Source organism: Polyangium sorediatum (genome assembly GCF_029946465.1).
Taxonomy (GTDB): domain Bacteria; phylum Myxococcota_A; class Polyangia; order Polyangiales; family Polyangiaceae; genus Polyangium; species Polyangium fumosum.
The window spans coordinates 63,535-77,040 of sequence record NZ_JARZHI010000006.1; the positions used below are offsets into that span (position 1 = coordinate 63,535).

10 protein-coding genes are annotated in these 13,506 nt (G+C 71.2%); 4 read left to right on the top strand and 6 right to left on the bottom strand.

Features of this window, described 5'->3' with window-relative positions; translation table 11 throughout:
- Positions 1 to 21: 21 nt before the first annotated feature.
- Both QHF89_RS09685 and QHF89_RS09690 read right to left on the bottom strand, forming a co-directional pair.
- Positions 22 to 2,355 carry a peptidylprolyl isomerase gene (locus QHF89_RS09685; RefSeq protein ID WP_136965687.1) on the bottom strand — a complete coding sequence of 778 codons (2,334 nt, stop codon included), beginning with the start codon at positions 2,353 to 2,355 and terminating at the stop codon, positions 22 to 24.
- A complete protein-coding gene (locus QHF89_RS09690) occupies positions 2,352 to 2,915 on the bottom strand; it encodes a YdcF family protein (protein WP_284720302.1) in 564 nt (187 codons plus the stop codon). The genes QHF89_RS09685 and QHF89_RS09690 overlap by 4 nt, the downstream gene beginning before the upstream one ends.
- A 133-nt stretch (positions 2,916 to 3,048) precedes the next feature.
- On the opposite strand from QHF89_RS09690, the gene QHF89_RS09695 reads away from it, so the two are divergent.
- Positions 3,049 to 3,882, top strand: a complete 834-nt coding sequence (locus QHF89_RS09695; RefSeq protein WP_136931501.1) for an MBL fold metallo-hydrolase — start codon at positions 3,049 to 3,051, stop codon at positions 3,880 to 3,882.
- Between the two features lie 451 nt (positions 3,883 to 4,333).
- On the opposite strand, the gene QHF89_RS09700 is transcribed toward QHF89_RS09695, so the two are convergent.
- Complete coding sequence (locus QHF89_RS09700) at positions 4,334 to 5,143, bottom strand: sigma-70 family RNA polymerase sigma factor (protein ID WP_136931502.1); 810 nt, start codon at positions 5,141 to 5,143, stop codon at positions 4,334 to 4,336.
- Between the two features lie 295 nt (positions 5,144 to 5,438).
- Here QHF89_RS09700 and QHF89_RS09705 point away from each other — a divergent pair, with 295 nt between their 5' ends.
- Together QHF89_RS09705 and QHF89_RS09710 are read left to right on the top strand one after the other, a co-directional pair.
- Positions 5,439 to 7,334, top strand: coding sequence for a S41 family peptidase (locus tag QHF89_RS09705; protein ID WP_284720303.1), 1,896 nt, complete (start codon positions 5,439 to 5,441; stop codon positions 7,332 to 7,334).
- Positions 7,335 to 7,459: 125 nt separating this feature from the next.
- Entirely contained in the window at positions 7,460 to 8,164 is a 705-nt protein-coding gene (locus QHF89_RS09710; protein ID WP_284720304.1) for a hypothetical protein, read from the top strand.
- Positions 8,165 to 8,309: 145 nt separating this feature from the next.
- On the opposite strand, the gene QHF89_RS09715 is transcribed toward QHF89_RS09710, so the two are convergent.
- From QHF89_RS09715 to QHF89_RS09725, 3 genes are all read right to left on the bottom strand, one after another.
- Positions 8,310 to 10,040, bottom strand: coding sequence for a DnaJ domain-containing protein (locus QHF89_RS09715; RefSeq protein WP_284720305.1), 1,731 nt, complete (start codon positions 10,038 to 10,040; stop codon positions 8,310 to 8,312).
- Positions 10,041 to 10,158: 118 nt separating this feature from the next.
- Positions 10,159 to 11,034: a 3D domain-containing protein gene (locus QHF89_RS09720; protein WP_136965683.1), complete on the bottom strand. Its 876-nt coding sequence runs from the start codon at positions 11,032 to 11,034 to the stop codon at positions 10,159 to 10,161.
- A gap of 52 nt (positions 11,035 to 11,086) precedes the next feature.
- Positions 11,087 to 11,620, bottom strand: coding sequence for a hotdog fold thioesterase (locus QHF89_RS09725; RefSeq protein ID WP_136965682.1), 534 nt, complete (start codon positions 11,618 to 11,620; stop codon positions 11,087 to 11,089).
- A 29-nt stretch (positions 11,621 to 11,649) separates the two neighbouring features.
- On the opposite strand from QHF89_RS09725, the gene typA reads away from it, so the two are divergent.
- Positions 11,650 to 13,488 carry a translational GTPase TypA gene (gene typA / locus QHF89_RS09730; protein ID WP_136965681.1) on the top strand — a complete coding sequence of 613 codons (1,839 nt, stop codon included), beginning with the start codon at positions 11,650 to 11,652 and terminating at the stop codon, positions 13,486 to 13,488.
- Positions 13,489 to 13,506: the final 18 nt, after the last annotated feature.

Below are 13,506 nucleotides of genomic sequence, written 5' to 3' on the forward strand. Positions count from 1 at the left end.
GCAGGGTTGGGGTGGGGGAGGTCAGGGGTTGACGGAGACCTTGTGCACGAGGTCCCCGTCGACGAACGAGCTCCACGGCCCCGTCGCGCGGCCGATCCACGCGTACTGGCCGTCGAGGTGCGGCTGCCTCGCGTGGGTCACGAAGATCTGGCTCGACCCGGTGTCGCGGCCCGCGAGCGCGACGCCGACCGTGAGCGGATCAAACGCGATCGGTGAGGTCTCGCAGCGCAGCGGCGCCTTGCCCGCCGGCCCGCCGTAGCCGTCGCCGAAGGGCGCGCCGAGCTGCGTGACGAAGCCCGGCACCACGCGGTGCACGACCATCCCGTCGTAGTACCCGGCGCGCGCGAGGTCGACGACACGCGTGACGGCCACGGGCGCGACATCGGCGTCGAGCACGAGGGACGCTTCGCCGACGTCGGTCTCCAGCGTGAGCGTCACCTTGCCCGTGGCGCGCGCGTCGAGCTCCGGCGGCTTTGGCCCTCCGCCCGGCGGCGCCTGGCACGACGGCGTCTCCGGCTTGCCCGAGACGAGCCCGATCGCCTTCGCCGCGCGCTTGCGCAGCTCCGGCCACGACGAACGGCAGAGCTCTTCGAGCCGCGGCAACGTCTCCTTCAAGCCGAGCGCGCCTGCGGCCTCGATCATCGAACTGACGTGCTCCGGATCGTTCTCCACGTCGGCGCGCCCGAGCGCCGCCACGAGGGCCTTCACGATCGCGGGCGAAGGCGCGCGCAGGGACGACTCCTCCGCGGCCTGCTCCTCCTCGTCCTTCTTCTTCTTGGGCTTCTTCTTGCGCTTCTCGGGCTCGGCCGCGAGGTTCGGCTTCTGCGCGATCACCCCGGCCGCCGTCGACACGAGCCCCGGCTCCGGGGCGGCGAGCGCGGCTTCGAGCAGCGGCTCGGCCTCCTCGGCGAGCTCTTCGTGCTTCGGGAGGAGCTCGATCGCGGCCTCACGCGCGCGCAGATCCCCGCCCTTCGCGTGCGTGAGGAACACGGTGCGCCGTGAACCCTCGATCGGCGCGCGATCCAGCACCTTCACCATCGCCCGCGCGCCGATCGATCCCGGCTGCCCCGGCGCCTTCGCCCCCGCGTCCGCGCCTTCGCCCGCCGCGAGCGCGGCCGTCACGTCACACCGCGTGAGCAGCGGATCCCGCACGTCGGCGCTCGCGAGCGCTGTCGCCGCGCTGCACCGGATCCAGGACAGGCGCCGCAGCACGGTCACCGGCGCCGAGGGCGGCGGCTCCATCGTGGCCAGATCCTTCAGCCACTTCTTCGCCTTGTTCGTTGGTTCGAGCGCGTCGAGCGTGGCCAGAAGGACGCCGATCTCCTCGCCGAGCGCGGTCAGCGCGACGGCGCCGCCCGGCGGCACGAGCGCGGGCAACGTGGACGCGAGCATCGTTTGTCCCGCCGCGCCGAGCCGACGGAGCGCGCGCGCGGCCTCCGCGCGTTCGGCTGCCGTGAAGAGCGTCGCCCCGGCGAGCACGCGTCCGAGATCCGCCGCGGCCTCCGGGCCTGCACGGCCGAGCGCGCGGACGGCGAAGATCCTGTACGGACCGGGCTCCGCGAGGCGCGCGCCGGCGACCTCCCGCAGGCGCGTCGTCACCGTGTTCGGCACGTTTTCGAGCCGGCCGATGGGGAACAGACCCTCGGGCGCGGGCGGCGACGACGCGCTGCCGGCCGCGAGGTTGAGCAGCGCCGCGAGCGTCTCCTCGCGCAGCCGCTCCTTCCCCATGGCGAGATCCCCCAGCGCGAACGCCGCGGCCGAGGCTTGGGTCTCCGTGCCCGAGAGCCACGCGACCAGCGTCGGCTCGCTCTGCTCCGCCCCGCAGCGGCCGATGGCCCGCGCGATCGTCACGCGTGGATCCAACGTCGCGCTCGCGCGTCCCTCGACGGGCGGGGATCCCTTCGCGGGCGCGGCGCCCATCGCGTCGCCGATCGAGAGCGACCGCGCCACGAGCGCCGCGACCGTCGCCTTGTCGCCCGACGTGCACGACGAACCGAGCCCGTACGCCGCCCACGTGACGACCTCCGGATCCTCATCGGCGAGCGCGCGCAAGAGCCCCGGCTGCGCGCCTTCGCCGCCGATCCGCGCGAGCGCGCGGGCCGCAGCGCGCCGCACGAGGACATCACGGCTCTGCTGATCCGAGCTCGTGATCTCGGCGGCCGCGCGCCGATGCTCCGCGACGAGCAGCGCTTCTTGCCGCTGCTTCGCCTCGTCCACGACGACCGCCGCGTCGCTCCCCGCGTCGGATCCTGCGTCGCTCGACGTCGTGGGCTCTCCGCGGTTGCACGCGCCGAGCGCGGCGACGACGCCGATCACGAGGCCTGCGCGGCTTCGCCTCGCCCCCTGCACCTTCATCGCGTGTTCTCCTCGGCGCTCGGCGCGCCGGAGCCACGGGGATCGGGCCTCGGCACGGCGCGAACGAGCGCGTGCGCGCGCCGGAGCGCGCGTTGATCGAGCCACGTGCAGGCGAGCTCGTGCCCGCGCCGGTACATGCGCCGCAGGGCCCCGACGCGCACGCCCTCGGACGGCAGCGGCCACGCGTCGACGCCCACGCCGCGGAAGTCCCGGATCGCGCGCTCCACGTGCCAGACGCACGTCACGACGAGCACGCGCCGCGCGCCGCGCCGACGCAGGATCTCGGCCGAGAACACAGCGTTTTCGTGCGTCGTGAGCGACCAGAGCTCCGTCGTCACCGCCTGCTCCGGCACCCCCGCACGGACCAGCGCGCGGCGCAAGGCTTCCGCTTCGATCTGCGCGCCCCAGCGACGCCCGCCGCTCGTCACGATGTGGGGCGCGACACCCGCGAGATACGCTTCTGCGGCCTTCGTAGCGCGACGTGAAGCCGCGGTCGTGAGCCGACCCGACGGCAGCACGCGGCATCCGAGGACCACGATGGCATCTGCGCGCTCCGGCATCGGGCCGACGATAGCCGAACCGACGCCGCTCGCCAGAAAGTCACGTAAGGGCCACCTCTCGCTTGACGTTGCGCCCGGAAGGCATTTATCACGGGGAATCGGACCAAGGGCGGGGGCCGGAAGGGCGATCAGGATGCGACTCAAGATGTGGGGTGTCCGCGGAAGCATCCCCACCCCCGGACCCGACACGGTCGAGTTCGGCGGCAACACGAGCTGCTACGAAGTGCGGGCCGGCGAGACGCTGATCATCCTGGACGGGGGTACGGGTCTGCGCCTCCTCGGGCAGAGCCTTCTTCGGGAGATGCCGATCGAGGCGTGGATGTTCTTCAGCCACGTCCACTGGGATCACATCCAGGGCTTCCCGTTCTTCACGCCTGCCTTCGTCCGCAAAAACACGATCCACCTCTTCGGCGGCCTCAACGTCTCGCGCACGCTCGAGGAGACGCTCGCGGGCCAGATGGACTACCCGAGCTTCCCCGTCCACCTCTCGGAGATGGGCGCGAACATGACCTTCCGCGACCTCTACGAGGGCGAGGTCGTGACGATCGGGCGCAAGCAAGACGTGCGCGTCTCGAACGCGCGCGGCAACCACCCGAACGGCGTCTACGCGTACCGCATCGACCACGAGGGCAAGTCGCTCGTCTACGTCACGGACTCGGAGCACTACGCGATCGTGGATCCGAAGCTCCGCAAGCTCGCGCAGGGCGCGGACGTCCTGATCTTCGACGCGATGTACACGCCGGAGGAGTACGCGGGCGAGGTCGGCGGCGGACCCAAGACGGGTTGGGGTCACGCGACGTTCGTCGCAGGCTGCGAGCTCGCGACGGCCGCGGGCGTCAAGCAGCTCATCCTGCACCACCACGACCCGAGCCAGACCGACGCGATGGTTCGCGAGAAGGAACGCCGCGCGCGCGAGCTCTTCCCGAACACGATCGCCGCCAAAGAAGGCATGGTCATCGAGATCTGAGGGCCCGCGGGCGCCGGTACCCGCGGCGTCCGGAGGCGCTCCTCGCCCTGCACGACCTCGACAGGCGATATCGACCCTCGCCCTCGTCTGTCCCGCGCTGCGACACGCCACGTCCACGCCCGAGGGCATCGGGCACGCAGCGGGACGAGGGGCGTCGGCGCGTCAGGGCAGGTGTCCCGCCGCCGGACACGTGGCCATGCATGTTCCGGGGGGAAGGTCGAGCCGACGAACACGGGCCGGCGACGGCGGCTGGTCCTCGTTGGGCTGCCGAACATGGACCGTCGGCCGTGGATGGGTGTTGTCGCGGAGGCGAACGGCCAGCGCCTTGGTCTGACGTCAGGAGGGCGGGCATCGTCCCTCGGGGGGGCGCCTGTCGGAGGCACCTGCGCCGCGGCCGAACAAGCGCCGTCGACGATCGACCGCGCGTGTTCGGCTGCGCGACGCTTCGAGGCTAGTGCAAGAGCTCCGTGAGCCGCGCGCGGACGCGCTTCTTCGCGCGCTCCTCGATCTGCCGCACGCGCTCCTTGCTCACGCCGAAGTCGGCGCCGAGCTCTTCGAGCGTCGCGGGGTCCTCGCTGAGCCAGCGGGCCTTCGCGATCTTCTGCTCGCGCGGCGAGAGCTCCGTGACGATCTGCCGCAGCGCCGTGGCGACCTGCCGCTGCTGCTCGCCTTCGCTGGCTTGATCCTCGGGCGAGGGGAGCGGCGAGGCGAGCCGATCGAGCGGCGCGTCGCCTTCGGGGTTCTTCTTGTCCAGGCTCACGTCGCGCGACATGAGCAGCGGCAGGAGCGCCATCACGCGCTCCCGCGGCAGCCCGCTCTGCTCCGCGAGGACGTCCGGATCCCGCTCGTGCGTGCGGCGGTAGAGACGCAGGACGCGCCGCTCGCTCTTCGACGAGCCGAGCCGCACGATCCGGTAGCCACGCGCCACGTGCTCGCGGATCTCGGCGCGGATCCAGTACGCGGCGTACGTCACGAGCCGACAGCCGCGGGACGGGTCGAAGCGCTCGGCCGCCTTCAAGAGGCCGATGTTGCCTTCCTGGACGAGGTCCTCGATGGGGATGCCCCAGCGCCGGTACTCGAGGGCGATGGTCATCACGAAGGGCAGGCAGGCCTCCACGATGCGGCGGCCCGCGTCGCGGTCCCCGTTCCGGAAGCGCTCGGCGAGGTCACGCTCCGACTCGGGCGTCAAAGGCTCGCGCTTGTCGAGCTCGCGCTGGCGCGGAGCGTGGGCGAAGGCGGCAGGACTTCGGCTCACGGCCATGAGGACTCCTCGCGCCCCCGGGGCGTTCCCGCCGCCTCCTCGACGGCGGGATGGGGAAGGCGCGCGGCTCGCCAATGCAGGGCCGATGCCGTGCGGGAATCAGGCTCTTTCGTGAAATCAGGCGATCTCGTTTCGCGCAAACGTCACGGACCGCCCTGGGGGCGCGAAACGGTTGCGTGAATCGCGGGGGGCGCCCCGGGGTCCTGGGCGCCACGCGCTCGCCTCGTTCTTCGAGATGTTCACACGCCGTTTTTACTCCCGCGCCTCGGGCGTGGTACATCCTCTCCAGACACACGTGGGCAGGCGTCTCGCAACCAGAGCGTGGTACTTCGCGGCCGCCACCGCCATCTTCGCGATCGCAGCGCAGCGGCCGGCCGAGCCTCCAAAGACCGCGGCGCGTGGCATCGCGCTCTGGTCGCTCCGCACGCTCGACGTCGCGGACGAAGAGGACCTCGGCGCGGAGTGCGGCGCGCCTTCGGAGGGCGGCCTCGTCCTTCCGACAGGCGCGCCGGCGGCGCTCTCCTGCGAGGCGGCGCGTACCATCATCGCGCAGGTCCGCACGAACCTCGCGGCGCCGGTCGCCGACCTCGAAGCCGCAAAGTTTGCCGATGGGGTCCTCGACTGGCTCGACCCCCACGGGCTCTGGTCCCTCGCGCCCGACGCGCCCGTCGCGCCGCTCGTCCGTCGCGAAGGCGAGCGGCTCCTGCTGGAGCTCGAATCCGCGCCGTGGCGCCCGTGTGCCGCGGCGGACGTCATCGGCGCGTCGCTCGCGACCTGGATGAAGACGCTGCGCGCATCCTTCGACGAGGGCCTGCGCGAGGGCCGCCCCGAGGGCAGCGCGCCGCATCGCTCGCCCGCCGAGGTCTGGCGCACGGTGACCGCGGCGCCCTTCGAGGATGGGCCGATCACGCGCAACGGTCGTGAGCTCGCGCGGGAGCTCGGGCGCGAGGTCGGCGGGGCGCGGGCCGCGTACGGCGCCGCGCTCGATCCTTTCGTCACGGCGGCGGGCCAGCGGCTCTTCCCGGATCTCACGGCCGAGGCGTGGGGCCGGGTCGTCCTCGCGGCCGCGGTGCGCGCGTACGTGCCCCAGCTCGACGCGCATGGCGCGTGGGCGCCGCTCGACGAGGAGATCTCGATCTACGACCTCGACCTGGAGACGAACCCGCCGCTGCGCCTCTGGTCGGAGATGACGCGGACAGCGCTCGGCATCCGGATCGATCGGGGCGCGCTCGCGCCGCTCCTCGACGGGGACGTCGTGCTCTCCGTGCGGGGCGTGCCGCTCACGGGCATGAGCGTCGAGCAGGCCGAGCAAACCGCGCTCATCGAAGGGGCGCCGCATGGCCCGCCGGCGTCCGTGACGATCCTCCGCCCGCACGTCGGAGAGCCCCTGGAGCTCGTCGTCACGCCTCTGCCCGTGCCCGCGCGCGAAGGCCCCGCGCCTCCGGCCGAACCCCCGACGCTGCCGTTCGACGCCGTTCGGTACGCGGAGGGGCGCGTCGCCATCGTCACGATCGCGGACGTCCCCGACGACCTCGGCGATCGGGTCGGGGCGGCGCTCGCGCGGGTCCGCGCGGAGCACGACATGCGCGCCGTGCTCCTCGACCTGCGCGCGAACGGCGGGGGCTCGACGGACGGCGCGATGGCGGCGCTCGGCCATTTCCTCCCCGGCGCGGCGCTCTTTCCGATGCGCCGGCGGGATGGCGGCGTCGAGGTCGAGCGCGCGCCCGAGGTGTCTGCGGAGGAATCGTATTCGGGTCCGCTCGCGGTGCTCGTGGACGGCGACACGGCGAGCGCGGCGGAGATGATCGCGGGGGCGATCGGCAGTTATCGACGCGGCGTGGTCATTGGAGACCGCACGTATGGCAAAGGATGCGCGCAGGAATACCTCGACGACGAGGCGCGCGCGGGTGTCCTTCGTGTGACGACATTGCTCTTTTCTTTGCCGGATGGCGCGCCGGTCCAGAAGGTCGGCATATCGCCGCAGATCACGTTGTCGCTCCCGGCGACGACGGAGCGGGAGGCGCGGGTCGCGCAGGCGCTCGAACCTTGGCGTGGCCCTGACGTGCGGGATCCTGGGCTCGTGCGCGAGGTCCCGTGGGCGCTGCATGGCGGGCGTGTCGGTCCTTGCCGGGACGAGACGGTGTGCCGCGCGCTGCGGGCGCTCGGGACCTCCGTCGCCGCCGCGCGCTGATCGTTTTGGCGCAGCCTGGGCCAACGTCGCGACACCGCGGCCTGTCTTTGCATTCGCGGTGGGCCTCGAACGAACGTGATACGCTGTGGCATTACGCTTGCTGAAGGGCGTGTCTGGAGGCCGTGATGCGATTGGCTTTGTTTGGTTGGTTGGGCGTTGCTTCGCTGTCCGTTTTCCTGCTCGGCGGTTGCGCCATATCGTTCGTCGATTCGAACAGTGGCTCGGGCGGCGGGGGCGGCGGGGGCGCGGGCGGCTCGGGTGGTATGGGCGGGGGCGGCGGCTGCGGCGCTGGATCCTGTGGGCAGGGGGGCAGCGGCGGATCGGCGTCCAGCGGCGGTGGGATGGGCGGCGGCGGCGGGGCCAGCAGCGGCACGCCGTGTGGAGGGTTCGCCGGGACGGTGTGTGGCCTCGACGAGTGGTGCGACTACCCCAATGATCGGTGTGGCGATACCGACCTCACAGGCATTTGCAAACCACGCCCGCCCGCGTGTCCGGACGTGTATTTCCCGACCTGCGCGTGCAACGGCACGGTGTATGGCAATCCCTGCGACGCTGCCCAGGCGGGCCTCGACGTCTCGGACCTCGGCAATTGCGAGCCGCCGTCGGCCGAGCACTTCTCTTGCGGCCATGGCTTCTGCAACAAGGCCGCGGAGTATTGCCAGCGGACCACGTCGGACATCGGAGGCGAGCCCGACGCCTACCACTGCGAGCCGATCCCCGTTGCGTGCGGCGACACGCCGAAGTGTGAGTGCTTGAGCGACCCGTGCGTGCAGTTCTCCTGCGAGATCGAGTCGAGCGGCGGCGTTCTCGTCACCTGCCCGGGCGGCTGAACGCCCAGCAGGCTGTTGATAAACTTGCTGCGCGCCCTGGATCGTCGGTCGTCGTCCTCGGAATACGCTTGTATTCCTGCGTCCTCCTCCCTAGCTCCAGGGCGCTCGCGGCGTTTCTCAACAGCCTGCTAGGGGCCCCGGACGCTCAACGCTTCTTGGGGAAGAGCTTGCCGAGCAGCCCCCGGCCTGCGGGGTTCGAGCCGGGCCCGTCGTCCTCCGGCGGGTGCCTCATTTCGTAGAGACGCACCTCGCGCGTTGCCTCGATGTTCTTCGGGCTGACCACCGTGACGCGCTTGAAGTCCCGGTAGGCCAGGTGGATACGCCCGGCGAGCTTGAGCAGCCTGGCGCGGTAAAGCAGGGCCTTCTCGTAATCGGGCTCGACCTTGAGCACGCCGTCGAGCTGCGTGATGCAGTCGTCGTACACATTGTTCGTCTTGCCCTCCTCGGGCACCGGCGGGAGCGGCCTGCGGCTCGCCACCACCCACGCGAGGAGCGCCGTATAGGCAGGCTGCTCCGGATCGGCGGAGACGGCGCGCCGGACGCAGGCCTCGCAGGCGGCGAGGTCGTTCTTGCGCAGGAAGACCTCGGCCTTCTCGAATTCGAGCGCCGCATTCACCACGCGCTCGACCTTGGCCTGCTCGTCGACCGTGCCGGCGTCGAGCGAGGCGAGGTACTGGGCGCGCACCGTGTCGTCCTTCAGCGCCTCGTAGGCCGCGTTGATGGCCGCGAAGAGGCGCGCCACCCGAGGCTTGAGGTCGTGCAGGTCCTTGGGGAGCTTGTCCGGGTGGTAGAGGAGCGCGAGCTTGAAGTAGGCGTTCCGGACGTCGATCGACGTCGTCTCGCGCGGGACGCCGAGCATCTGGAAGTGGTCCTCGTTCGGCGCGGCGGCGAGCTTGGCCTCGACCTCGGCGCGGCGCTTCTCGTTGTTCGGGGGCGCGGCCTGCGGCGGGACCTGGGGCATGGGCCCGGTCATGTCGGGCGCACGTTGCACGGCCTGGAGGGGCCCGGTGCCCTCGCGCCGGACGGCCTGGAGGGGCCCGGTGCCCTCGCGCCGGACGGCCTGGAGCGGCGCGGTCGAGGTGTCCCCCGCGCGCGCGACCGCGTCCCGCGGCCGCATCCCGGTCTGGTCCATGAGCAGGCCCGTCGTGCCCGTCGTCGGCCGCCACCCTTGGGGGTCGGAGACCATCGCGGCGCGCGCGGCGGCGACACGCTCGAGCCCGACGGGCGGGCGCGTGGAGCCGCCGAAATCGAGGTGCCGCGTGATCGTCATTCCGTACACGACGCCGCGCACGATGCGCGGGGGCACGCCGCTCGTCCTGGCGAGGTCGGCGAGCGTCGTGCGTTGCTTGCGCAGCCGCTCGACGAGCGCGCGCTCCTCGGGGGTCAGGCGGAACCGCTCCGGCGCAGCCCCGGTCGCGATCCCCATCGGGACGTCTTCGATCCTGCCGAGCGTCGCCTCGGCCTGCGGCGCCCCGACGAACGCGCGGGCGCCGGCCATGATCACCGCGAGCGGCTCGACGCGCGGCACCTCGGCGCCCCGCTCCGCGAGCAGGTCTTGCCCCGCGTAAAACGCGTACCGTGTCTCGGGCTCGAGCTCGCACAGCTTGATCATCGCCCGCTCGAGCGGCATCCGTTCGGCGTAGCGGGTGCCCGCGACGTCCATCACGCGCGTCGGCGTCCCGTCGTCGAACGACACCGCGGCGCGCGCGCCCGTCTTCGTGGTCAGCACGAGCGTCCCCGAGAGGACCTTGTCGAGCAGGTACACGTAGAGGTGCAGGAGCGGCGTCTGCACCAGGTGGGCTTCCGCCGTCGGTACGAGCCCCGGAGGGACGACGAAGGGCATTCCGGTCGTGGGGGCAGGGGGCGAAGCAGCCATGAGCGGCGACTCGGCCGAAGCGTGCCAGGGTGCGCACGAGGGCGCAACGGGGCACTCCGGTGACCATGTGGATTTCGCGGGCGTCTGGAAACCGACGGCGCGGCCGCAAAGGGCTTCGTCAGGGCCCGCGGGCGACGAGCGAGCGGCAGCGTGCATCGTCTGCGTAGACACGTACGCCGCGGTTCGAGGGCACGAGCGCGTTCAAGCGGATCGTCGCGGCGGGATCACCGGTGAAGACGTCGATCTGACGCCCCACGACCTTCATGCCGCGATCCTCGGCGACGAAGCATCCGTCGTGTCGCCCGCCTTCGGGCAGGCTCACGCCCTTGAACTCGGGGATGAAGAGCACGGTCCCGAGCGGGATCACCGACGAGTCCACGGCCACCGAGCGCAGCGGCGTGATGGCCTTGCCGAGGGCGCCGCGGCCCGTGGGGAAACGCGCGGGGTCGAGCCGTTCGAAGCAGATCTTCTGGCTTGTGCGCGGGCAGACCGAGGCGCAATCGCAGTCGCGTTTGGCGAAGCTCACGGTCTCGCCGGTCGAGAGGCGGCCGCTGCCCTGCACGCAGACGCGGTCGTGGAAGTCTTGCGTGACGTTCGTGAGCGGCTTGCAGCTCGCGTCGTAGATCGTCGTGTTCTTCGGGCCCGCGTCTTCCTTCGGGAAGTCGTAGTACGTGTTGCGGAAGCGCTCGCCGTTGCGGAACGACGCTGCCGGCCCCGTGGCCGAGCCTTGCGCCGTGATGGTCACGACCTCCTCGGCGCTCGACGCGGGCGAGGGCGCGGGCGCGGGCGTGGTGTCGGGCGGCGCGAGCGTCGTTCGAACGGGCGCGCTCTCCTGACCGAGAAACCCAGCCCGCGCGCTGCGTGTCTCCGACCAACCCCGGTGCTCGGCGTCTCGCGCGGGCTCGCCTTCCCCTTGCACCCAGGCTTGCCCGGCTGCGGTCGCGCATGCGGCGCCCGAGAGGCAGGCGACGAGCGCCATGGTCAAAGGTCGCATGGGACGAGGATACCCTCGCCCGCCCGCCGATGGCCAAGAGGATGCCTGCTCGTCAGGCGTCTCGGTTGGGCTGCTTCGGGGTCTTCAGCGCGTAGACGCCGCGGGCCGTGGCCACGAGCTCGGACGCGGCGCTCGGGTGGTAGAGGCGGACATCGGCCCAGCCGAGCTTCGCGCCGACCCGCACCGTGGTGGCGTCGCCGACCAGCATCTCGCGGCGCCCGGGCCGGAGGTAATCGACGCGCAGATCCACGGTGGAGACACGGCTGAGCGACGGATTTTCGATCTCGGTCCAGACGCAGAGCCCGCCCGCCGTGTCGGCGAGCGTGCTGATCAAGCCCCCGTGCAGCGCTTGCCGGATGGGGTCCCCGATGAGCTCCTCGCGCCACGGGATCGACAGCGTCACGTGGCCGCGCGCGAGGTGCTCTACCTTGACCCCGAGCCACTTGTTGAAGGGGATGAGCTCCTCGGCGAGCTGCCGAAAGATGGTCAGATCCAACATTTTTTCGGCGCGCACGATGCCGGAAAAGCTCGCGTTCTGCCAGGTCGCCGCGCGGGCGTGGCCCGCCGGGTTCGCTCGCCTCGTCACGAAGCGCGTGCTAGGAGCGGCCCCGAAAAATGGCCCGCAAGGATCTCCGCAACATCGCCATCGTGGCCCACGTCGACCACGGTAAGACAACGCTCGTCGATCACATGCTCCGCCAGGCGGGCGCTTTCCGCGACAACGAGGTGGTTGCCGAGCGCGTGATGGACTCGAACGACCTCGAGCGCGAGCGAGGAATCACCATCCTTGCGAAGAACACGAGCGTCCGCTGGAAGGGCGTCAAGATCAACATCGTCGACACCCCGGGACACTCCGACTTCGGCGGCGAGGTCGAGCGCACCCTCATGATGGCCGACGGCGCGCTGCTGCTCGTCGACGCGGCCGAGGGGCCGCTGCCGCAGACGCGCTTCGTGCTCTCGAAGTGCCTGGAGCGCGGCTTCCCGCTCATCGTCGTCATCAACAAGATCGACCGCCAGGACGCGCGGCCGCACGAGGTCCTCTCCGAGGTCTTTGATCTCTTCTGTGATCTCGGCGCGAGCGACGCGCAGACCGATTTCCCCATGGTCTACGCGATCGGCAAGCTCGGCCAGTGCAAGCGCGAGCTCGAGGACGAGCTGACGAACCTCGTGCCGCTCTTCGAGACGGTGCTCGCGCGTGTCCCCGCGCCCGAGGGCGACCCCGAGGAGCCGCTCCAGGTCATCGTCTGCAACACGACGCACGACGACTACGTCGGCAGGCTCGCGGTCGGGCGCATCGTGCGCGGCAGCATCCGGCAGACCGCTGACGTCGTGGTCCTCGGCGAGAACGGCAAGGTCACGAAGGGCTCGGTGAAGGCGCTCTTCACGTTCGAGGGCCTGAAGCGCGTCAACGCGGACAGCGCGCAGGTGGGCGAGGTCGTGGCCATCGCGGGTCTCGACGTGAACATCGGCGACACGATCGCCGACCCCCAGCGCCCCGAGGCCCTCGAGCGGATCGTCGTCGAGGAGCCGACGATCAAGATGAAGATCGGCGTCAACACCTCGCCGTTCGCGGGCAAGAGCAAGCAGTCGAAGTTCTTGACGAGCCGCCAGCTCAAGGATCGGCTGGAGCGCGAGGCGCGGAAGAACCTGGCGATCCGCGTCGAGCCGACCGACTCGCCCGACACGTTCCTCGTGCTCGGCCGCGGCGAGCTCCAGCTCGCGATCCTCGTCGAGACGATGCGGCGCGAGGGCTACGAGATGCAGCTCTCGAACCCCGAGGTCGTGACGCGCGAGATCGACGGTCAGGCCATGGAGCCCGTCGAGCTCGTCGTGATCGACGTCCCGGAGACGTACGTCGGCATCGTGACCGAGCGTCTCTCGACGCGGCGCGGGCGCATGGTGAAGATGACGAACCCCGGGTTTGGCCGGGCGCGCCTGGAGTTCCAGGTCCCCTCGCGCGGGCTCATCGGCTTCCGCGGCGAGTTCCTCACGTCGACGCGCGGCACGGGCTTGCTCAACACCATGTTCGACGGCTGGACGCCGTGGGGCGGGCCCATGATGCGCAGGCCCACGGGCGCCATCGTGGCGGATCGCATGGGCGTCGCGACGCCCTACGCGCTCCACCACCTGCAGCCGCGCGGCACGTTTTTCCTCGTGCCCGGCGTCGAGGTGTACGAGGGCATGATCTGCGGCGAGCACAACCGCCCGAACGATACGGACTGCAACGTCATCAAGGAGAAGAAGCTCTCCAACATCCGCAACCACGGCAAGGACGAGAACGTCCTGCTCGCGAGCCCGAGGCTGCTCACGATCGAGACCGCGATGGAGTGGATCGACGCCGACGAACTCGTCGAGGTCACGCCGGAGGCGGTGCGGGTGCGGAAGAAGGTGCTCGCGGTGAACCTGCGTGATCGGCGTGAAGACGCGATCGAGCAGGCGCAAGCCGTCGAGTAAATCGATCGACCAGGCGGG